Genomic DNA, 21,628 nt, shown 5'->3' with positions numbered 1-21,628 from the left:
GCAGCTCCGGCTATTGCAGGCCGCGGCTGGTCCGGCCGACCATCGACAAGCTTGCCCGTATGCAGGCCCGCTCGGTGATGTTCGAGACCGGCAAGGTGCTTTTTCCGCGAGAAGCCCCCTGGCTGGCCATCTATCTCGACGAGCTGCTGGGATTTCCCAACCGACGCCATGACGATCAGGTCGACAGCACCTCTCAGGCGCTCGACTGGTTCCAGCAGAAGTTCTCGGGCGACATCTCGCCGCGCATTCGCAAACGCCCAGAGGGCAAGCGTCGGCCAGCCGGAGCACCCCGACGGACCTGAAGTCAGTCTCGTGCGGATATCAGCGACTGATATCCGCCGAGATCAGCGTGGCACTGCAGTCACTGCTGTTGACCATGCCGATCGCCTGCTGGACATTCATGCCGCCAAAGCCGTTGCGGGCACGGTATTGCATGGCGATCGCGTGGCTCCCGTTCCCGTCGAGCGGTCCGATGCGGGTGGCCGCATGCTCGAACGAGTCGGGGTCCCGCAACACTGCCTTTACCTGCTCGATCAGGCTCCTGTTGCCGCCATCCCAATCGTTCAGGCAATGCTGGCCAAGTCGACGATCCTCTGCCTGCCGGACAATCTGTGCCGGGTCAGGCTCCTCCTTGCTGTCCGGCACAAGGGTACAATAGGCCAGTGGCAGCAGGATGAGCGCGACCATGATGCCGGCCTTCGTGTTCACCCGTCGTTTGCGGATCTCGATCTCGGCATCGCTGAACGCGTACTGACAGTGCGGACAGACGGCGGCTTCAGCCGCGATAACCTTCCTGCACTCGGGACAAGGTAAATCCCACATTCGTCATCCCCCTTGCATCTGGCGCCCATTGCACCAGCTTTCCTCTTCCATTTCCGAAGCGATGCCGCGATCCTGAGCCTTGGCGGATCGCCCGGATCAGCGATCCCATACGACGGCATAATGGCCGCTCCTGATCACGACGAGCGCCGTGTCCGGTACCGGCCGATAAGTATAGGTAGCGCCTCTGCCGCCGAGATAGGCGAGGAAATCAGCCCGTTTGAACCGCAGCGTCTCCATGGTGTCGCGAACATCCTCATGGATGGACTGGATATTGCGGTTGGCAAAGAACAGTCCGCCAGTGAACCGGATATTGCGGCTGCCGGGCCCGAAGCTGGACACACTGATATCCTCTGACCAGAGGCCTCTGCTGTACAGTTTTGCCTGCAGTTTCCTCACGCGTGGCAACGCCTCTGCCTGAAGGGCACTTGCACGCCGGGCATATTCGGCACGCAGGGACTTGTCCTCGTCCGTCAGCGTGAACAGCTCTCCTTGCTGGTAGATCTCGCCCATCGCGACAAAGAGAGCGGCAGCCAACTTCACCGCGGACTTCGGATCACCCGCCAGTTCCAGTCGACCGTCACGCTTCAGGCTCGCCACCTCCCTCGCCAGCACCGCGCGATAATTGGTATGGGCTGGCGGCACGTCGGATTTGAGGACCGCTGTACTGGTCTTCAACGCGTGTGACTTACGCTGTGTTTGCCACGCCGGTGGCATGGGTGCGCCCGCGCGAGGCGCCGGACTGCGGCCCTGCATCACGATGAGTCCGGACACCGCGAGGATCAGCCATGTTAATCCCAGCAATCGGATGGCGACACTATAGGGCTTCGACAACAGCACCCACACGAACAGGAACGGGAAGACGGCAATGGCCATGACCAGCCATATATCGACCCGGGCGATCTCCTGGCCACCTTCCGACTGTTCCTGGTCCATGCGCATGATCCGATTCACTGCAGACAATAAGTAACATGGATAGCGCTCGATACGGGCACACAAGTCAAGTCAATTGTCACTGATCGTCTGTAGATTGATTGTCGACATCCACGCACTCCTCAGGCGTGGATATCCGACTTCGTCTTGCCGCCAATCTCAGGCGCCTTCGTCACCAGAAGGAATGGAGCCAGGAGCATCTGGCGTTCGAGGCCGGCATCCACCGCACCTATATCAGCGACCTCGAGCGCGGTGCCCGCAACCCGACAATCACCATTGTGGAAAAGCTGGCCACCTGCCTGCAGACATCCGCCGGGGAACTGCTGGACTGAGGACGGAGCGACAAGCATAGAGGTCGCGGGCTGCTCCCGACCTCGATCAGCTACCCATATGGATCGGCTTTTTTCGCAGAAAAGCGGTGATTCGCTCCCTTCGCGCAGCACCCCGAAACCCGTCGTTCGTTCACAGTGATATCGTTAAATCGGATTAGCTTGAATTGGGCCGATCTCAGCGGACAGTCAGCAATTAGGATCAACGTGCCCTTACTCGGACATTACTGACACTGAAAGATCTACCGGCACAAGCGTCTGATCGCTAATGATGCACCGGACGCTCCCATTGTCGGGCCAGCAGTACACACCGATGCTCCAGAAGAGTCGCTCAACGTGCCGGCTCAAGGTGGTCACGACAGACAAGTCGAGCGCGCCGGCGTCAGTGTAGCTCGAGGCAAGGTCGCGTCCGAACAGCGCAAGCCAGTGGTCGAGGCCATAGGGAGCCAGCCTCGCCTTGAGGCCGTCGCCCACGAATGGCTGGTCTTGTGCCAAGCCGTCTCGGTGGCCGATCCAATCGGCAGCATGAGACAGGATGGCAGAGACGGTTTCCAGCGCGACGTTGAACCCCTCGCCCACATCGCTGCTGTCGGTCATGTTTATGCGCGCCGCGCTGACCGCTTCGCGCGCATGTTCTAGGCTGTCGAGTACGAGGTCCGCGTAGGTAATGCCCTCGTCCGGAGCGACAAACGCGGCCTGCTTTGCGCTCCAGTACCCCGAAGGTGCGCGGGCGACCGCAAGGTGGAATTCGCGCGCCATTTCGTCCGGCTTGAAGCTCGCCGGGGTGGCGAAGCGCGCCGAGTTCGCAATCCCCGCCAGCATCTTAATAAGGAGATGCAGCGTCATCGCCCGATCTTCGGGGTTTTCCGAGGTCCAGCCTGCAGCGATCCATGCTGCTAGGACGAGATGCTCCTTGCGCTTGCCATTTCGCTTGACGGTCACCGGCATCGCCGCGCCCGTTCCATAGGCCAGCGCGCCACTTACCATCGGCGGGAGATTGGGATCGCCACGGTCGAGCGTGGCAAGCGCGTCCGCGTAGTCTGCGGCGATCGTGATCCCGTCCAGATCGTGAAGCGGCATGTCCCGCGTGAGCGCTTTGATGACCGACTGGAGGATATCGGCATACGCGCGCGCCAGCAGGTCATCGCCGAAGTCATGAAGCGTCACGCTATAGGAGAACTGCTCCTGCTCGAATTCGCAAGGCTGGGCCGGCGGAAGTTGGTCAAGCGCAAGCGACCTCACCTCCTCCGCTCTCGCGATGGACTCCGCAATTGCGTTGGTGAGCGCCTTGGCTGGGCCGCTTCCGATAGCAGAGGACAGTTTATCTTCGTCGTGCGACCGCGCGCTTATGAAGAAGCCTTGGCAGGCCGCCGCCGCCGCCGCGTTGAATGTTGAGAGATCAACGGTTATGGCTGGATCGCGGCGCCCAACCAGCATGCGATCGTGTGCTAGCGGAAGAAGAACCACCTCGGCGTCCCTGCCACAAGTGAATAGAAGCGGCTCGAGCGGCCCATCGGCAGACCTAGACAAAGCGACCGCGTCCGGAAGGATGAGATCGGACGCTCCTTCCATCGACCACGTGAAACCGCTCAGGACTCCCACCCATCCATGGTCATCAAGCGGCTTAGCGACGAGCTCGTTGTGGCTATCTCGAACCATGTCCGCGAGACCATTGAGTACTGTCGCAAGGAGGGGGGAGAGCATAGTGGCGGCGCTGGCCGCAAGCTCGTCTCCACGTTCGCGGATAATGAATGTGAGGAAACGCTCACTGAAGGCTGGCGGGAACCCTGCCGGCACGAGCTTGAGGGCTGTGTCCCTGATTGCTTCCGTAACGACACTGGCCAGGGCGGGGGTGGCGAAGCCGAGCATAGTCGCAAACCGCTGCGGATCGGTAAAAAGCGCCTCAATCTCCTCCATCATGCTGACCATGCCCGAGGATATAGTGCGGCGCAGGTGCGCGGTACGCATGACAAGATGGACCACGGTTCTCGCAGCGTGCTCTGGCTCGACGCTGGTCCTTGGCGCTGATCCGCGCAGGATCGCCACGTCGCGGCTGAAGTCTCTCTCGAATTCGGTTATTGCGTCGTCGAGCGTCACTTCTCCAGGTAGGCCCTTGCGCGAGTAGAACAAGTCCTCGACCCCCACATCACCGATGCCAACTGGTCGGGCGCGCGCACAGAGACGATGCAGCCAAGTGCGTTCCCCCTCAGTTCCAGAGTCGTCGCGTTCGATCAGAAAACCGCGCTGAAGAAATCGCGGAACGTAATGCTGTCGCTTACCTGTCATTGGCCCTCATTAAGTTCGTTTTCAGGTTAACACCGTGACTGCCGCATTGTAGCAGTCTCAGGGGGGCAACATATGCAGAGTATAACTACTGGTGCCAAGCTTGGCTTACGCACGGCCCTGAGGCTTCCCAGCGGTGAAGTCGAGCACTACCACATCGATGAGTGCGCGGCGCGCGCCGGGTATCCGTTCGATTAGCATGGTGCGCATCGCCTCCGCGCTGGCAGGGGCTGGATGACCATCGGGATGCGCCTTCAGTCGCCGGTTGGTCGCCGACGGTAGATCGCCGAACCACAAGACGCAGTAGATGCCGCGTTGTTCGGAACGCCAGTCGATCAAATATTGGACGTCGAGTTGGCCGGTAGCGGCGTCCCAGACCTCGTTGTGCCACTGGCCTTTGACCTCAACCGGCAATTGCATCGTGCCGCGCGCAAACGCCAAGTCGGCGCGCTTGGTCTGCGGCATGTCCGCCTCGGTGATCCGCTGGATATCGTACCGGGCAAGCTCGGGTCCGATCATCGCAGTCAAGCGGTCGCGGCAGCGATTCTCGTCACGTGGGACGCCCTTGTCAGTCCAGAATTCGACGACCGAATCCAGATCGTCGCCGATGAGCTTGCGCTGTGCGATGGCCATCTCTTCGCGCACCAGCGCCTTTAAGTCCTCAATGTTGCCCGGAAGGCCATCGTGGAGCAGTGCGGCGAGATCAGATGGCATGAGTGCTGAAAAATTCTCTTCGGCACGCTTCTGGCGTTGTTCCACCGCCATGTGCCGGATCAACTCGGCATAACTATCCTTCGGCCCGGTGATGAGGCGCTCCATTGCCTTAGCTGCCTCCATGCTGGGATCGTCGGCGATCCGGCTGATAAGGGAGCGCAGAAAGTCGGTCGCGTCGTAATCGTTGGTATTGCCTGATCCGGTGCCTTCGAGCACTGCATATTGCCATTGGTCACGGAATTCGCTGATGATCCATTCAGCTTGCGCCACGGTCAATGGCAGCATCCCACCACGCCGCTCAAACTGTAGCCGGTTGCGCAGAAACCAGATGAAATTGGGGTAATTCACGCCGATCCCGGAGAGAGCAGGCCGCACCAGCTCGAACTGGACCAGCACGTCGATCGCCAGCCACGACAGCATATGGTCGAAACTGCGGAACACCGTCACGGCGCGCGTCTCGGCCACATCGCGCAGCGCGTCGAGTGCGCCACCATAGGTCAGGCAATCGACCAGATCCGCCTCTACGGACTCCGGCACATTGGGAAACATGGTCAACCAGTCGGCGCTGAGCGCCGCCCCGGTCGCCTGCCATTCGGGATCGTGGGCGAGCTTGTAGAGCCCGGCGACATGCTCGTTGCCCGCTTTAAGCGCGGGCTCGATCCAGAGCCGCGCGAATGCATTGCGTGCTTCGAGTGTGGGGATTACCTCGGCTTCCAGCGCGACGCGCAGCGCTTCTTTTTCCTCGTCGAGATTCCAGCCATGATCGTCATGGCTGAGCAGCAACGCTGCCTGTTTGAGCGGCTCGGACAGGTCCTCAAGGCCCTTGCCACGACGCAGGCGCTCGTAAAGCCCGGCCATGATCGGAAAGCCGTAATTGTAGATCGTGCCGCGCGTGAAACCGTCGGCGATCTCAGCCGGCGTCGGCAGGTCGGGCCGGTGCAGTACCTCCTCGAACCCGATCAGCGCGTCGTCGCGCAGTTCCGGCCCGATCCAGGACGCCAACCGCTCACGCGGCGGCAACTCGCTTGATAGGTCGTGGAACCGGTCGAGATAGGCTTGCGCCGACGGGAGGAGCGCCGACAATTTGCCCGCGCGCAGATCGTCGCGGACCTTGCCCAGCTTGCGGCGTGCGGTCTCGAACTCCACCTTGCGCTTGCGATCGCGCTTGGCCGCTTCCATCTCCTGACGGACCTCCCACGCGGGTTTCTTGGGATTTTGGAGCTTGCGAAGGACGTCGCCGAGCGGCTTGTCACCGCGGCGGAACTTGTCCGCCGCCGCGCGCACGTCGGGATCGAGACCATCGGGACCCCAGGCGATGCGCACCAGATCCTGCCAATCCTGGCGCAGCGCCGGATCCTTGTTGTCGCCTCGCGCAAGGCGGTCGAACACGACGATGATGTCGCTAGGCCGTCCGACCAGCTGTACGAGGCGACGCTGCAGATTGAATTCGGTAACCCACAGGCTGTCCTTGCGGTGATCGTTCGCCAGTGCGTGCGCCTGGACCGCACGACGCAACCCGTCCTGCGCCCCAAGTCGTGCGGCAAGCGTCTGCTGGACGTCGCGGTGATAACGGTGCGCCTGTTCGATCGTCCCGAGCCAGCGCCACAGCGACGGTGCCTCGGCCGGTCCGATCACGCCTTCGTCGATCCCACGAACGACGAGATTGGCCACGATGTCGGCGACCTCGCCGGCATTCTCCCAGTTGCCGTCGCGCAGCAGATCGGCATAATCGGAGATCAGGTTGAGCACCCCAACCAGCCGCGCCGAGGGGATCACGGCGAACAGTCGTTCATAGCTGCGTGCGGTACGGACGCGCCGTCCCGTGCGGCGCGGCAGCGGAAAACTGGTCACCCCCATTTCGGCGAACAGGGTCGTGACCAGTAAATCGTCTGACACGTCGGCATTGATCTGCTGGATCAACTGACGCGCGAGCCGCGGCGCATCGTCGCCGCCCTGATTGGTGAGCACCGCGATCGTCACCTGCCACCAGGCACGGTCGCGGTGCGGCAGCAAGGCCTCGGCAGCAGCGTTGCGCTCGCGATAGAAGCGCTCCGGTGCGAACACAATCTCTTCCAACGTATCGGCAAGCTCGGCCGCGAGCGGCGTGCCCTGAAGCCCTTCGATCAGCAGCGAGCGGAGGTGCGCGCTGCTAGTTGCCGAGGCGATGATCGCCTTGATCTTGGGTTTGAGCGCCGGGATCATCAGCCCGGCTGCAGTCTTATTGTCCCAGTCCGCCGCACGGAAATAGGGGTCGCCCTCGGCGAGCCGGCACAACGCCTCGAACAGGCAATCCGAGAGATGCGGCGTAAGGGCCGCGGTTTCGCCGTAGCGCAGCACGCCATAGGGGTCTTCGGTGATCACCCGCACGGCCATCATCGGGCTGTGATGGGCGATCCAGGCATGAAGCCCGCGCAGGCTCGCCGGAACACCGCCGCTGCCATGCAATTGGGCGAGCACGCGTCGTTGCGCGCGTGGCGTCGCCGCCTGACTCGCGAGCCATCGCGCGCCGAGATATTCGGTGATGACCCGGTGGATCGGCTTGGCGCGCGACGGGCCGACGCTATGGAACAGCTTGGAGGAAAAGATCGCTCGGGCGGCCCTAGCATCGGGCAAGGTCTCCAGGTCGGCGAGCCGGATATCGCCTTGCTGCACCTGCGCCGCACCCGCCACGCTGGCGGCTTCGGCGCCTGCGAACAACAGTCCGGCGGCGATTGCCCCAGCGGCATCGAGTGCTTCGTCCTGCGTCAGCTGGGCCAGACCCTCATCCTGCCGATCGGAATCGTGTTCGGGCCAGATCAGGGTGCAGACACGCTCGAACAAAGCCGCGCGCGTCGCCGGCAATTGCGTGTCGGTTTCGGCGACTCGCCCCATCAAGCCGAGCGTCAGCGGGTTGCGGTAAAGTTCTTCGAGGCCGTGGCTCGCGAGGTGTTCGAGCACGTGATCGGCATCCGCGCTCGGATACTGCGCGACGAGAAACGTGTGCGCTTCGCTGCGATCGAACGATTCGAGCGTTAGGATTCTCGGTTCGACGCCATAGAGTTGGCGCAGGTTCGTCACGCTGCGCGTCTGCCATTCGCGCGAGCGGCACGACAGGATAAACGGCGGCAAGTCTGCTTCTTCGAGCTGCGCCAGGATTGCGTCGACCGCGTCGCCTTCGCGTCGCGACAGTGCTTCGTCGAGGCCGTCGATCAGCAGCGGCTTGCCCGCCGGGACAAGTTTGGCCGGGGTCTTGGCATTGATGAAGCGGGTCGCGGTCACCAGCTCGACCCCGAGCCGCCGACCAAGCTCGTACATCAACTCGCTCTTGCCCATGCCCGGTTCGCCGAGGACGATCTTGCTGCCAGAAAGCGCGAGTAGCCCGGTTTCATCGACCCAGTTTTCGAGAAGCGTCTTATCGTTGATCGCGAGCCTGCGCGGGAAATAGGAGGGCACCGACGATAGGCCGAAGTCTTCCACTAGATCGTGAGACGGGGCTGATGTGGTCACGGGCACCATGTCAGGCACTCCCTGGCCCGATAGTTGTGCGGGGGCCCCATGAAGCGAGCGGACGCCGAAGCACCGCTCGATCAACCCCGGCACTCGATCCGATTATCGTCGTCATTCACTCCCTTTCGCTCGGCAACATAGCCGTAAGGACGTGCCTACAAAAACACCCGAACCGCGAAATTACGGACGGCTGCTGGGGCTCCACTTCTTGGAACTAGAACCGGCCCTCGCGGTGCGCCGGTTGAAGTTATCGTCGTTCGGTCATCGGCATCTCGCTGTAAACCAGATGCTCGACTTTATCCAAGAAAGAACGACCGCCGGGTAGCATTCTGAACGAACGGAAGAAATTTTCTCGGCGTTCCTGAAAGAAGCCGTTCCGGACTGCCAACACAGCGGACAATCACGTAGGTCATAACTTATCTGCCGAGTTGCGTGAGTACCTTAGCGGCCTCAATCAAGGTAGCCATGTTCTGAACTGCCGTAGCGAGTTGTTCAATATCTTGGGGTTTTGTGGCAGTCTGTGTCGCCGACAATGAGACCGCCAGCAAATGGTGGTCTTCCATGATTATGCCCACGACGGTGCATAACCGGTCAGCCATATCCAGTAGCTCGTTCCCAAATGGTATTTCGTCCATGGGACGACACATGCCCGAGACTGTGCGGAAGTCCATATGCAGCTTTTTAAAGGCCTGACTTTCTTGACTGGACTTCCTGATTGCTGAGGCTGTCAACCTCGACCGGCGGTACGCTGACCGGACGGGGTGGTGACTTCATCATTATCGACGACCCGATCAAGGCCAAGGACGCGCATAGCGAGGTCGCGCGACAAGGTGCAATCGACTAGTTTACCGGCACCATGTTGAGTCGTCTCAACAATCCAAAGACAGGTAGAATCCTCCTAGTGGCCCAGCGATTACATTTGGAGGACCTGCCCGGACAACTCGCGGCTGGCGGTGGATGGGATGAGCTCTGCCTGCCGCTTATTGCACCACGACAGCAGACCATCCCATTATCAGACGGCGGTGAGGTAACGCGCTATCCGGGCAATATCCTTCATCCAGAACGGTTCGATGAAGCAGAAATCGACCGGCTCCGCCACACGCCAGCTTTGTTCCCGATGCTCTGGAGCAGGCGATCCATGATCGGCGACCTGTCCATCGTGGAGGGCTGGTCCATTACAGTGATCGTGGGTCGTAATATGTATCCATCAAGTACACTGAACGCCTGGCGGAAGCCGGAATCGAGCCATCAGTTGGCAGCGTTGGTGACAGTTATGACAACGCCTTGGCGGAGACAATCAATGGCCTTTACAAGGCTGAGGTGATCCACCCGAGAGGACCATGGCGATCGTTCGAAGCCGTCGAATATGCCACGCTGGAATGGGTCGAATGGTTCAACAACAAGCGCCTGCTGGAACCCATCGGTAATATCCCGCCCGCTGAAGCCGAGGCGCGCTACTACGCCATACTGGACGAACAGTCCATGGCTGCGTAACTTTAACCAAATAGCCTCCGGTAATCCCGGGGCGGTTCAATATCGCCTAATCGATATCATGGTTATCTGTGTTGACATTGGAACCCGACAGGACCGAATATCTGAAATCTCGTGGTGAAATATTGAATTCGCGACGAAATACTTTGCTAAAGGTACTCGAATCGCTGAACCCCCATCGAAACGCGATGTCAGTTATTGTGGATCGTGTAAAAGCTGGGGATGAGAGTTCCTGTCTGCAGCGGTCTAGTCGACGTCGCATGATATAATTTGCAGCCGTTGTATCCAAAGAGTGGAATAGGCGATGCAGGTGTCGGGCTGATATCCCGTTTTTCTCCGCAACTGCGGCAATCGATAAATCGAAATCGTCGAGGTTTTTGTCTATATAGTTTTTCACCCGTTCAAATAATTTGGCATTGGAAGTTTGGTTGTTCCTTGCCTCTGATGCACCAATTGTGATTGCAAGCATGTTGAGTGTGGCGTCGAGTATGCTATCCGCGCGGTCGCGAGGAAGTTCGCCAAACTGGTTATCTAGTGACAGAATGTGTTCCGCGAACAAACGATTAAGACCTGATTTGGCTATAATCGGCTTCCCCACATAATCGCTAACCTGCGGAAGGACCCGGTGTAGGCGGTCATGTGAGACGGCCAAAGTGATCTGGTGGAGTTTTTCGCCTGTGATAAATGTCATCGGACGGGTGCTATCCCATACGACGAAATTTCCGGGCAGCAGTTCAATCTCCCGTCCGTCGATTATGAGACATTCGGAACCGCTCGCAATATAGAGGATATTATAAAGCGCTTCTTTGTCTTGAGCAATTTCTGCTGGGCCACGCACTCCTCTCACATTCGGATGTGCTGCTGTTAGGTTGACCATGCGAAAGTCGCCGAACCGACCGTCGCGAATGAAGGCGGGGAAACTATCATATGATTCCCGTTGGATTGCCCAATGTAAATGAGCTTCGTTGACAAAGTCACACCATCTCGCGAATTGCTGATTCGGAAGGACATTTTTTGTCGACCAGCCGGATAGATTGGCCCAACTATCCGCGATCATTTCGTTGGCGCCCATCAAGCTCTCCATTTCTTTCTCGGCATTCTGCGACCGATAAAAGTGCTTTAGATCGTGCTGAAGTCTGCTTGTCAATGAGAGATCTGGGTCGCAGAAAACGGAGAACGGCAGGACAGATCGTTGTAGCTGATTGAGAGCCAATGCTGCGTTCCCGGGTGCGCTGAGGACCGCAAAGTGCCAGAAGCGCCATGATCCAGGACGGCTACCCGTGGAGACAAGTTGTGCCGCCTGATGTCACTCTGCGACAAGCGCCCCGTCCTTAGCCGCCAAGACGCGTCGTCCGAGTTGCTCTAATTCTTCATCATCAGAGATGAAAGGGTATGATGTTGACGAATGAACCGATCGCGATAGTGACGCCCGAGCAGGTGACGCCAGCTTGGATGTCTCAGGCTCTGGCATGCCGAGGGATAGGTGCCACAGTTGAGAGCCTGACCGTGGACCTCGTGGGAACCGGGCAACTTGGCGAAACTCGACGGTTCCATTTGAACTATAAACGGGGCGCGCCCGCTAGTGCGCCCCGCACACTCATTGGCAAATTCCCTTCAGACAGTGCGATTGCAGCCAGCAGCGGCCGCTCGATGGGTCTTTATCGCGCTGAGGTGATGTTTTATCGCGAGTTGGCCCATCGCGCTCGTATACGAACTCCGGATGTTTATGTCGCCGAAATTAACGAGAGTAACGACTTCATCCTTTTGCTTGAGGACATGGCGCCCGCAGTAATGGGCGATCAGATGCGTGGATGCACCATCGATGAGGCAAGTAAGGCCCTGTCCGAAGCAGCACTTTTGCACGCGACCTTTTGGAATGACACCGAACTTCTAAAACAGGATTGGCTTTCTGTACCGCCGGGTGCGCAAGGTCTTTACACAACCGATCTTATCGAAAAGTCTTGGTACCATGTTAAGAAGGACTATGATGGTCAGCTGTCGCCGGAAGTAACTGAAGTTTGCGATAGGTATGTCCGTAATCACGCGTGGTGGAATAGGCCTCGAGATACCCCGAAGTGCTTCTCTCACAATGACTTCCGTCCTGATAATCTGCTCTTCGGCGGCCCCGACGATCGGGTCGCAGTAGTGGATTGGCAGACAAGCTCTTACCTTAGTTCGGGTATGGATGCCGCTTATTTTCTAGGGGGTATATTCGATCGAGAAACTCGCAAGGCTAACGAGCGCGATCTTCTCAAGCAATATCATAACGATCTATTGAAGCATGGAGTTACCGATTACGACTTTGATCAGATGATGAGAGATTATGCATTTTTCAGTTTTGCTGCGATTGCCGTTGCGATGGCGGCGACCTTGATCGTTAAGCGCACCAATCGCGGTGACAAGTTATTCATGCATATGATTACCGGAGCAGCACATCAGGCGATCGACAATAATGCTCTAGACCACTTCCCGGAGTAAATCCATGCGATTAGCCAAGCCGCATCTGGACATTGGTCTGTTCACCCAGAATATTGAGCCAGCCGCTAATTTCTGGAGTAAGGAAGTCGGCCTACGCATCGACACGATATTGCCGATGCGTTCAGGCTGGGCGCAGCACCGATTTGACGCCCATGACTCTGTTATTAAGATCAACCATTATGTCGACCCGCTGCCACAAATTCCTTTGACTGGCTATGTCGAGCTGATCATCGCCTGTGAGGCAGGGACGGTGTGGGCGGGCAAAGACCCCGACGGTAATCGAGTACGTTTAGTGCCTAGGGGACTGGACGGAGTAACTGGAGTCGGTATCGTTATTTCTTCCCCCGATCCTGCAAGACTGATCGATTTTTACGTCAACGCCATGGAGTTCGACCTCATCAATACACGAACAGCATGTTGTGGTGATACGTTACTGTTCTTCGTGGATGGGCCGGGAGGAAGCGAGACGACCGATTTTATTGGTTTTGGCGGTTACCGCTATTTAACAGTCCAAATCTATGATGCCGATGATGCCTGCAACGGCATCATCGCACGCGGTGGAAGGCTTGCCCGAGCACCTGAAAACTATGGCAAAGTTGCCCGTGTCGGCTTCGTCAAGGATCCTGACGGTAATTGGATCGAGATATCAGCGCGAGCGTCGTTGACCGGTGTAGTGCCAGCCTAGAACATCGAGCGTGAAATCGAAATTGAGGGATTCTTAAGAGGTCTGAGTTGTGCTGCGCTATGGTCGGAGGAGGATCATGAGAAAAGCCTGTTCATCCGATCGCCGCGCACGCGTAATGGCGGGCGTCTCATTGGGTCATTCGTATCCGGATGCCTTACTGCGCTTTGGAGTGAGACTTGGCCTTGCGGTGATGTTCTTCAAGCGAGTGACAGTGAGGGCTGGGAGGCATCGGCATGCCAACTATGACGACCCGGAGAGGGCAAGTTGGTGAGCTACATGGCCACGCTGGTTGGCTGGTTGGAGGCGCGGTCGGAGGTTACCATGCTGGCACTGGTGGCACGATTGAAAGCGGCTGTTGGAATCTGCGCTCAGGCCATAGGGGGGCGAAGATAGAGCGCTTGAAACTGCTAGAGCTTGTTAAAATGTAGGACGTTGAATAGCGCGGCAAGGCTAAAGAGAGGATGTAGTGATTGGCTGAGTTAGTCACCATCGATGAATTACCGAGATGGGTGCCGGGCACGATGCTTGAGTCAAGCCAGGACTTGGGTTGGAAAAACGTCGGCCTTCGCAGTTATCGCTATCCGGGACATGACGTCCTGTTGCCTGGGCTTCAGGATTTTATGATCGTCGCCTATCTCGAAGGGGCAACGAAGATGCAGCGCCGGTTCGAAAGCGCCTGGACCCAGACTCAATGCGCTCCCGGGAAACTTTCTCTCCTCACCCGATCGCAGGACTCTCACTGGTTTTGGCCAGAGAAGGTAGACGTCTGTCATGTCTATCTGTCCGAGAAGATTATTGCAGGGGTGGCTTTCGACGTTCTTGGACGATCGATCGCAGATGTCACTCTACGGGACATACTCTCGCTGGAAGACCCAATAATGAGCACGCTCGTTCAGGCTTTCCGCTGCGAAGCGGCTGCGGGAGGTGTGGGCGGGGCTATTTATGCAGAGGCTCTAGGTGTCCAAATGGCGGTCCATCTCCTACGGAACTACGCCGATGTTCAAATTAGAGACAAGGCGACTGGGAAGCGGCTTGCTTCAGACTTCATCCGACGAGCGCAGGAATATATTGAGAGCAACCTCGGGCAATCGTTGACGCTCGAGGACATAGCGGCTGAAGTTGGTCTCGGCACCTGGACCTTTGGCAAGCTCTTTCGCGAGACGCTTGGCCGCTCTCCACACACATATGTGATCGAACGGCGCGTAGAGCGTGCCGAGAGATTCCTGAAACAAGAAAATATGCCCCTAAAGGAGATAGCGTTCGCTTGTGGGTTTGCGGATCAAGCCCATATGACGCGTGTGTTCAGGACGTTACGCAATGTAACTCCCGGATCGCTGCGTCCCGGTCGGACAGCCGCCTAGCCCTATTTTGGTGGGAGCGTATTTTTTGGGAATCCTTCGGCCTAAAATACGTGCTTCCAGAGGAGGGGGGCAATTCTGATCGCGACGGGGAGAGGCTTCGGCCCGCAGCCGCAGCCCAACTCGCTGGCAGCCCGCTATGCTATCCTTGAACATATTTCACATTTCAATGCCCCCATTGCGGATGCTTGCTGGCGGCACGGCAAATCAGACATCTGCCGAAGTAGTGCTATCACGATGCTAGTGAAGGCAGCTTGCGTGAAAGTTCACGAGATTCTTCAACATTGAGCACGGTTTGTTCAATACATCCCTCCGGCAACGCAGATAGGAGAGAAGGTAAGAGGTGCGTAGATATTCTCGCGCTACCCAAAAATAATGCGGGGAAGTGATGGCAGAAAATTCAAACATGATGGCAGAGTATGCCGGAGATAGTTCTAGTCTCTCCCGTTTCCTTGCCTCGCGCGACTATCTGCTTCGGTCGCTAAGCGGCCAGAATGAGGTCGTTGAAGAGTTTGAATGGCCCATCATGACGGAATTCAATTGGGCAATTGACTATTTCGACGGCATGGCGACAGACAACGATGCACCGGCTATCTGGATAGTCAACGAGGGTGGCGGCGAATACAAAGCATCTTTTAAGCAGCTCTCTCAACGGTCAAATCAGGTTGCCAACTTTCTTAGTTCCCAAGGCATCAGTCGCGGCGATCGCCTGCTGCTCGTGCTGGGCAACGAAATCGCCTTATGGGAGACGATGCTCGCGGCGATGAAGTTGGGTGCGATTATCATTCCTGCCACCACACTTCTGACTGCCGACGACCTTGAAGATCGCATTTCTCGAGGCGGCGTCCAAGTGATCATCGCCGCAGTCGACCTCGTGTCGCGATTGGAGGGCAGTGCAGACAATTGTATACGGGTAGTCGTAGGCGGGGACGCATCGGGTTGGGTTAATTATGATGCGGCGAAGGCTGAGTCGACGGAATTTGTTCCGGATGCCCCGACGAAGGCAAGTGATCCCCTGTTGTTATATTTTACATCGGGAACAACATCGCGACCGAAGTTAGTGTTGCACACCCATGAAAGTTATCCGGTCGGACATCTCTCAACGATGTACTGGATCGGTCTACGGCCCGGGGATGTGCATCTCAACATAGCTTCGCCAGGTTGGGCAAAGCACGCATGGAGCAGTTTCTTTGCTCCTTGGAATGCAGGTGCCTGCATCCTCATCCACAACAATGCGCGTTTCGATCCAGCCGCGTTACTGAGCGTCGTTGAGCGCTGTGGAGCAACGAGCCTCTGTGCGCCGTCTACTGCTTGGCGAAGACTGATTCAGGAAGATTTGGCCGCCTGGCGCGAACGCATTTCGCTTCGTGAGCTCATTGGAGCTGGCGAGCCGTTAAACCCGGAAATCATCAATCAGATTCAAGCGGCTTGGGGCCTCACGGTCCGAGATGGCTACGGACAGACAGAGACATCTGCACAGATCGGCAATTCGCCAACTCTGCCACTGAAGCCAGGTTCGATGGGTCGACCGCTACCGGGATATGCAATCGCGCTGCTGGACCCGGACGGAATCGAGGCGGCGGAGGGCGAGATTTGTATTGACCTGCGACACCGGCCCACAGGCCTGATGGTGGGATATATCGATAGTTTAGACGCAACCGCAGAGGCGATGCGCGGAGGTTATTATCATACTGGTGATACGGCGTTCCGCGACGATGACGGCTACTACACATTTATAGGTCGAGCAGACGATGTTTTCAAATCGTCAGACTATCGCATCAGCCCCTTCGAGCTCGAGAGCATCCTCATCGAACATCCATTAGTAGCCGAGGCCGCGATCGTTCCAAAGCCTGACGCCATTCGTCTCGCGGTCCCGAAAGCCTATCTAACAGTCACAGCTGACGCAGAAATCGGTCGCGAACTGGCGGAAGATATCTTCACCTTCGCTCGCAGCCGGACTGCACCGTACAAACGAATCCGCAGCATAGAATTCGTCACCGAGCTCCCCAAGACGATATCCGGCAAAATTCGCCGGGTCGAATTACGCATCGAGGAATCTCGCCGTTCAGCGGCAGAACAACGTGGTGCCAACGAATATCTTGAGAGTGAATTCGCTTCTTTTCAGATTACTCACAACTGAGAGTGGGACGATGTCTGATCGCACAATCCCTCACATAATTGTAACGCTATTTTAGAGGATTTTCTACGATGAACACAGAACATGCCATTGCCTCTCCTGAGATTTTGGCTCCGCCACTTAAGCTGGATGTGATGATCATTGGCGCGGGAATCGCGGGCCTCTACCAGCTCCACAAGCTGCGCGAAATGGGCCTAAAGGTACGTGCTTTCGAAACAGGGTCGGGCGTTGGTGGCACATGGTATTGGAACCGCTATCCAGGTGCACGTTTCGACTCTCAGGTCGAGGATTATAACTATTTCATCTCTAAAGAGCTCTATGCTGCATGGAAGCCATCGGAGCGTTATCCCGCGCAATCGGAAACGGAGCAGTGGCTGAACTTTATTGCGGATCGGCTCGATCTTAAAAAGGACATCCAGTTCAACTCAAAAGTTGAGTCAGCGGTCTACAATGAGACGACCGGTCGATGGCTGATAACGACTGCTGACAGCCAGCAGATCGACGCGCAGTATCTAGTTGCCTGCTGCGGCATGCTGTCTGCGCCGATAACCGATATCTTCCCCGGCCAATCGTCGTTCAAGGGGCGGGTGATACAGACGGCTCTTTGGCCCAAGGAGGACGTCGAACTGGCAGGCAAGCGTATCGCCGTAGTGGGAACGGGTGCCAGCGGGATTCAAGTCATTCAGTCCATCGCGCCCATATCCGGGCATCTGAAGGTGTTTATCCGCACGCCGCAATATATCGTTCCCATGAACAACCCAAAATATGATCAGGCGGAGTGGGATAAATGGACGTCTCAGTTCGATTACCTTAAAAAACGTACTCGTGAGACCTTTGCTGGATTCCATTACGACTTTGAAGTTGGTGCATGGGCGGACAAGACCCCGGAAGAACGTAATGCTATACTCGAGAAATACTGGGACCAGGGCTCGCTACAGATCTGGCTCGGTACATTCCCAGAGATGTTTTACGATGAGGCGGTCAGTAAGGTTGTGTCTGAATTCGTTGCCGAAAAGATGCGCGAGCGACTGCACTACGATCCCGCGCTTTGTGACCTGCTAATTCCTGTCTTTGAGGACTACGGCTTCGGTACGCATCGGGTGCCGCTGGAGAGCAAATATCTCGAGGTCTATCATCGCGATAACGTTGAGGGCGTGAACTGTCGGATGACGCCGATTACGGCAATCGTGCCCGAGGGCATCTTGACCGCCGATGGCAAAGTTCATGAGGTAGATATTATCATCCTCGCGCTAGGCTTCGACGCTGGATCCGGCGCATTGTCTAGGATCGACATTCGTGGGCGTGATGGTCGCTCCCTCAAGGACCAGTGGAAGCAGGAAATTCGCACTGCACTTGGCCTCCAGGTTCACGGTTACCCGAACCTTTTCATGACTGGTGCGCCGCTCGCACCTGCCGCTGCGCTCTGTAATATGACGACCTGTCTGCAACAACAGGTGGACTGGATCGCTGAGTGTATCGATTATGCACAAAGGCATGACCGCAAGACCGTGGAAGTCACTCAGCAACTGGAAGATGAGTGGGTCACCCACCATGATGAGACGGCAGCGGAAACTTTAATCGTAAAAACAGACTCTTGGTACATGGGTTCCAACGTGCCTGGGAAACCTAGGCGGCTGTTGGCCTATATCGGCGGCGTGGCGGCCTATAACGCCAAATGCAAAGAGTTGTCCGACGCGGAATATTCGGGTTTCAAAATCGTTTGACCTCAAAAATTGGACAGCACGCCATGGTTGACTTTTACACATCCGAAAAACATGGGCCGTTCACGCTCATCGACGTTGGAGATCTACCGCTTGAGGATGGCGGCGTGCTGCCTCGCTGCCAGCTTGCCGTAGCTACCTACGGCGAGCTGAACACAGAGAAAGATAACGCGATCCTTGTTCCAACCTGGTATTCGGGGACGAGCGGTATCATCCAGCAGGTGCTAATCGGCGATGGGAGAGCACTTGATCCGCGTCGCTATTTCATCATTGTTGTCAATCAGATCGGTAGCGGGCTTTCGACCTCACCTCACAATGCCGCCAATGAATTGGCGGGCCCGGCTTTTCCTCATGTGAGGATTGGGGACGATGTTTGCGCACAGCATAGACTGGTGACCGAAACATACGGAATCAACCGTTTAGCGCTGATGGTGGGGGCCTCAATGGGCGCGCAGCAAACTTATGAATGGGCTGTACGCTACCCCGATATGATAGCACGCGCGGGCATCATCGCCGGAACCGCGCGTAATAGTGAACTAGACTTCCAGCTAGCCCAGACACTGATCGATGCGATCACCAGCGATCCCGGGTATCTGGACGGCGCCTATACGTCCGCGACCGACGTGTCGGCAGGCCTCGCTCGTCATGCGCGATTGTGGACAGTTTTGGGCTGGAGCGACGAGTTCTTCCGCGAGGGCCGCCATAAAGCGATGGGCTTCGCAAGCATGGAGGCTTTCATCGACGGTTTCATGGTTCCTTATTTTTCGCCGATGGATCCAAACAACTTATTGAATCAGATATGGAAATGGCAACGAGGTGATGTGAGCCGACATACAAATGGTGATCTCGCCGCTGCGCTGGGTCGCATTCGCGCAAAGACCTTTGTCATGCCGCTCGCCCGCGACGCTGTATTTCCCCCAGCGGATTGCGCTGCCGAACAAGCAATGATTCCAAGTAGCGAATTACGAGTGCTCGATAGCATAGATGGCCATCTCGGCTTGTTCGGGACGGACCCCGCCATGCTGGCTCAGCTTGATGCCAATCTGATCGAGTTGCTCGCACGCTCAGAGAGCTAGAACATCGGGTGTCGGAGCTATGAATGACGATCGGGTTGTACCGGCACATCCCAAAAGGAGAGAGAGAATGATTAAGGTGAGTGTGATGTATCCCTATTCTGTAGGCGGACGGTTCGATCACGATTATTACCGGGACCGCCACATGCCACTCGCAAAAGCGCGTCTCGGCGAAGCCCTTCTGTCGTATGGCATCGACAAGGGGGTGAGTGATGGTACGCCTGATGGCGCCCCGTCCTTTCACGCCGTGGGTCACCTCTTGTTCAAGTCGGAGGAAGCGTTTCAAGCAGCTTTTACGCCGGTCTCCGGTGAAGTGCTCGGAGATATTCCGAATTACACCGATGCCGCTCCGGTTCTGCTGGTGAGCGAAATCGTTATCGACCACACGGCTTAGCCTAGGGCAGATAACTTAGTCCTTACCGCTTTCGCTATGCCAAAATCAGCCCAAATTGATTGGATATTGTGTCATGCATCTAGCCCGTGTTCGCGATCTTATTTCACAAAGAGCATTGAGTTTTCTGGAAAAGCAGGAGCATGGTCTCTTGATCGATGGAAAATGGCAGCCCGCCGAAGGTGGTGCCACATTCACTACCATCGATCCGTCGAATGAAGAATGTGTCGGCACGATTGCGAGCGCAGGCGCCGTCGATGTAGATCGCGCGTTGCGGTCGGCGAAAGCTGCGTTGGACTTCGGGCCTTGGAGCCGTATGCGACCGGTTGAGCGACAGAAACTGATGCTTCGGCTGGCTGATCTGATCGAGGCAAACGCGGACACCCTGGCGCAGCTGGAATCGATCGATAGTGGCAAGTCGGTAGCGATGGCTCGCGCCGTCGATATTGCGCTGAGCATTGACTTCTTCCGCTACATGGCAGGCTGGACGACCAAGATCGAAGGCACCACCTCCGAACATTCAGTGCCCTACGCGTTGCAGGCCGAAATGGTGCACTTTACGCGCCGCGAGCCTGTGGGTGTTGTCGCGGCGATCGTGCCTTGGAATTTTCCTTTGCTGACTGCGGCGTGGAAGCTCGGACCGGCGTTGGCTGCTGGCTGCACAGTCGTTCTCAAACCTGCCGAGCAGACACCTCTCACAGCCTTGTTTCTCGGGGACCTGATCCTCGAGGCTGGCTTCCCCGCAGGCGTCGTCAACATCGTGACCGGAGATGGCATGAATACCGGCGCTCGGTTGGTTGCTCACCCTCTAGTCAACAAGGTCAGTTTCACAGGGTCAACTGAGGTCGGCAAGCGGATCGGACATGCATCTGTAGAGAACATGACCCGCTTCACGCTCGAACTGGGCGGCAAATCACCAGTGATAGTGCTCGACGATTGCGACCCTGCCAAGGCTGGTGCCGGCGCAGCTAGCGCTATCTTCTTCAACCAAGGACAAGTTTGCTGCGCCGGCAGCCGCCTCTATGTGCCGAAGAAGGATTTCGACAACGTCGTCGGAGAGATTGTGCAAATTGCTGAAGCGATGAAGGTCGGGAGCGGACTTGATCCAGTGGCAACAATCAACCCCTTGGTCACACACGAGCACATGCAACGTGTAATGAACTATATCGATATCGGCCTGAGCGGTGGCGCGCGGCTTGCAACCGGTGGTGAGCGCGCAGCGAGCTTGGGCTATTTTGTCCAGCCAACCGTCCTCGTCGATGTGGATCATGATCATCGCGTGGTGAACGAGGAGATCTTTGGACCCGTGCTTGTGGCCATGCCTTATGACGATCTTGACGATGTTATCGCGAAAGCGAATGATTCTCCTTACGGATTGGGAGCCAGCATCTGGTCCAACGATCTCGCTCGCGTCCATCAGTTGATCCCGAAGATCCAGGCAGGGACTGTATGGGTCAATTGCCACAGTATGCTAGACCCATCAATGCCGTTTGGTGGCTTCAAGCAGTCCGGTATCGGCCGTGACATGGGCAAGGCGTCGCTCGACGCCTATCTTGAGACAAAGTCGGTCATGATGATGCTTGGATAGGCTTTCAGCCCCTGTGATTAGGGTTGGACGGGTTCGGAACGAATATGGATCTCCGCATCATAGCGGTATGAACTGATGCCGTTAGAAGTAAAGGGTTTCTCTGGTGGTGATGACCTGCTGATTTTGTCATCCATGTCCCTCA

16 protein-coding genes and 1 pseudogene are annotated in these 21,628 nt (G+C 57.1%); 12 read left to right on the top strand and 5 right to left on the bottom strand.

Annotated features, from left to right (window positions below; all coding sequences use genetic code 11):
• The coding region (terL, locus tag K6117_RS11435; protein ID WP_221795093.1) for a phage terminase large subunit at positions 1–302 on the top strand (302 nt) is incomplete at its 5' end.
• A 19-nt stretch (positions 303–321) separates the two neighbouring features.
• On the opposite strand, the gene K6117_RS11430 is transcribed toward terL, so the two are convergent.
• Positions 322–822 (bottom strand): zinc ribbon domain-containing protein, encoded by a 501-nt coding sequence (locus K6117_RS11430; protein ID WP_221795091.1) that lies wholly within the window; start codon positions 820–822, stop codon positions 322–324.
• A gap of 96 nt (positions 823–918) precedes the next feature.
• Complete coding sequence (locus K6117_RS11425; protein ID WP_221795089.1) at positions 919–1,755, bottom strand: hypothetical protein; 837 nt, start codon at positions 1,753–1,755, stop codon at positions 919–921.
• 125 nt (positions 1,756–1,880) lie between these two features.
• Here K6117_RS11425 and K6117_RS11420 point away from each other — a divergent pair, with 125 nt between their 5' ends.
• Positions 1,881–2,084 carry a helix-turn-helix domain-containing protein gene (locus K6117_RS11420; RefSeq protein WP_221795087.1) on the top strand — a complete coding sequence of 68 codons (204 nt, stop codon included), beginning with the start codon at positions 1,881–1,883 and terminating at the stop codon, positions 2,082–2,084.
• Positions 2,085–2,294: 210 nt separating this feature from the next.
• On the opposite strand, the gene K6117_RS11415 is transcribed toward K6117_RS11420, so the two are convergent.
• Both K6117_RS11415 and K6117_RS11410 read right to left on the bottom strand, forming a co-directional pair.
• Positions 2,295–4,367 carry a DUF4238 domain-containing protein gene (locus K6117_RS11415; RefSeq protein WP_221795085.1) on the bottom strand — a complete coding sequence of 691 codons (2,073 nt, stop codon included), beginning with the start codon at positions 4,365–4,367 and terminating at the stop codon, positions 2,295–2,297.
• Positions 4,368–4,472: 105 nt separating this feature from the next.
• Complete coding sequence (locus K6117_RS11410) at positions 4,473–8,573, bottom strand: NACHT domain-containing protein (RefSeq protein WP_221795083.1); 4,101 nt, start codon at positions 8,571–8,573, stop codon at positions 4,473–4,475.
• A gap of 706 nt (positions 8,574–9,279) precedes the next feature.
• On the opposite strand from K6117_RS11410, the gene K6117_RS14560 reads away from it, so the two are divergent.
• Together K6117_RS14560 and K6117_RS11405 are read left to right on the top strand one after the other, a co-directional pair.
• Positions 9,280–9,408: a hypothetical protein gene (locus K6117_RS14560; RefSeq protein ID WP_281422139.1), complete on the top strand. Its 129-nt coding sequence runs from the start codon at positions 9,280–9,282 to the stop codon at positions 9,406–9,408.
• A 263-nt stretch (positions 9,409–9,671) separates the two neighbouring features.
• A pseudogene (locus K6117_RS11405) lies at positions 9,672–10,058 on the top strand (integrase core domain-containing protein); the annotation flags it as partial.
• A 46-nt stretch (positions 10,059–10,104) separates the two neighbouring features.
• Here the strand turns inward: K6117_RS11405 and K6117_RS11400 are convergent.
• A complete protein-coding gene (locus K6117_RS11400) occupies positions 10,105–11,127 on the bottom strand; it encodes a helix-turn-helix domain-containing protein (protein WP_221795081.1) in 1,023 nt (340 codons plus the stop codon).
• A 320-nt stretch (positions 11,128–11,447) separates the two neighbouring features.
• Between K6117_RS11400 and K6117_RS11395 the strand changes: the two genes are divergently transcribed.
• From K6117_RS11395 to K6117_RS11360, 8 genes are all read left to right on the top strand, one after another.
• On the top strand, positions 11,448–12,533 hold the full coding sequence (locus K6117_RS11395) for a phosphotransferase (RefSeq protein ID WP_221795079.1): 1,086 nt from the start codon (positions 11,448–11,450) through the stop codon (positions 12,531–12,533).
• Positions 12,534–12,537: 4 nt separating this feature from the next.
• On the top strand, positions 12,538–13,218 hold the full coding sequence (locus tag K6117_RS11390) for a VOC family protein (protein WP_221795077.1): 681 nt from the start codon (positions 12,538–12,540) through the stop codon (positions 13,216–13,218).
• A 470-nt stretch (positions 13,219–13,688) separates the two neighbouring features.
• Positions 13,689–14,579, top strand: coding sequence for a helix-turn-helix domain-containing protein (locus K6117_RS11385; RefSeq protein WP_221795075.1), 891 nt, complete (start codon positions 13,689–13,691; stop codon positions 14,577–14,579).
• 385 nt (positions 14,580–14,964) lie between these two features.
• The gene (locus K6117_RS11380) at positions 14,965–16,716 is read left to right on the top strand and encodes an AMP-binding protein (RefSeq protein WP_221795073.1); all 1,752 of its coding nucleotides are present in this window, start codon (positions 14,965–14,967) and stop codon (positions 16,714–16,716) included.
• Between the two features lie 68 nt (positions 16,717–16,784).
• Positions 16,785–18,437 (top strand): flavin-containing monooxygenase, encoded by a 1,653-nt coding sequence (locus K6117_RS11375; protein WP_221795071.1) that lies wholly within the window; start codon positions 16,785–16,787, stop codon positions 18,435–18,437.
• 23 nt (positions 18,438–18,460) lie between these two features.
• Positions 18,461–19,510: an alpha/beta fold hydrolase gene (locus K6117_RS11370; protein WP_221795070.1), complete on the top strand. Its 1,050-nt coding sequence runs from the start codon at positions 18,461–18,463 to the stop codon at positions 19,508–19,510.
• Positions 19,511–19,577: 67 nt separating this feature from the next.
• Entirely contained in the window at positions 19,578–19,901 is a 324-nt protein-coding gene (locus tag K6117_RS11365; protein ID WP_221795068.1) for an EthD family reductase, read from the top strand.
• A 73-nt stretch (positions 19,902–19,974) separates the two neighbouring features.
• Positions 19,975–21,486, top strand: a complete 1,512-nt coding sequence (locus tag K6117_RS11360) for an aldehyde dehydrogenase family protein (RefSeq protein ID WP_221795066.1) — start codon at positions 19,975–19,977, stop codon at positions 21,484–21,486.
• Positions 21,487–21,628: the final 142 nt, after the last annotated feature.

Source organism: Alteraquisediminimonas sediminicola (genome assembly GCF_019740335.1).
In the GTDB taxonomy this organism is placed as follows: Bacteria; Pseudomonadota; Alphaproteobacteria; order Sphingomonadales; family Sphingomonadaceae; genus Alteraquisediminimonas; species Alteraquisediminimonas sediminicola.
The sequence above is the reverse complement of the archived record's forward strand: the minus strand, read 5'-3'. Positions and strand labels throughout refer to the sequence as shown.

Bases quoted from the DNA above. Each gene is read 5' to 3' on its own strand.
- K6117_RS11425 (WP_221795089.1), bottom strand. From the start codon at position 1,755: ATGGACCAGGAACAGTCGGAAGGTGGCCAGGAGATCGCCCGGGTCGAT.
- K6117_RS11410 (WP_221795083.1), bottom strand. From the start codon at position 8,573: ATGGTGCCCGTGACCACATCAGCCCCGTCTCACGATCTAGTGGAAGAC.
- K6117_RS11370 (WP_221795070.1), top strand. From the start codon at position 18,461: ATGGTTGACTTTTACACATCCGAAAAACATGGGCCGTTCACGCTCATC.
- K6117_RS11430 (WP_221795091.1), bottom strand. From the start codon at position 822: ATGTGGGATTTACCTTGTCCCGAGTGCAGGAAGGTTATCGCGGCTGAA.
- K6117_RS11415 (WP_221795085.1), bottom strand. From the start codon at position 4,367: ATGACAGGTAAGCGACAGCATTACGTTCCGCGATTTCTTCAGCGCGGT.
- K6117_RS11400 (WP_221795081.1), bottom strand. From the start codon at position 11,127: ATGGGCGCCAACGAAATGATCGCGGATAGTTGGGCCAATCTATCCGGC.
- K6117_RS11395 (WP_221795079.1), top strand. From the start codon at position 11,448: ATGATGTTGACGAATGAACCGATCGCGATAGTGACGCCCGAGCAGGTG.
- K6117_RS11390 (WP_221795077.1), top strand. From the start codon at position 12,538: ATGCGATTAGCCAAGCCGCATCTGGACATTGGTCTGTTCACCCAGAAT.
- K6117_RS11375 (WP_221795071.1), top strand. From the start codon at position 16,785: ATGAACACAGAACATGCCATTGCCTCTCCTGAGATTTTGGCTCCGCCA.
- K6117_RS11365 (WP_221795068.1), top strand. From the start codon at position 19,578: ATGATTAAGGTGAGTGTGATGTATCCCTATTCTGTAGGCGGACGGTTC.
- K6117_RS11360 (WP_221795066.1), top strand. From the start codon at position 19,975: ATGCATCTAGCCCGTGTTCGCGATCTTATTTCACAAAGAGCATTGAGT.
- K6117_RS11380 (WP_221795073.1), top strand. From the start codon at position 14,965: ATGGCAGAAAATTCAAACATGATGGCAGAGTATGCCGGAGATAGTTCT.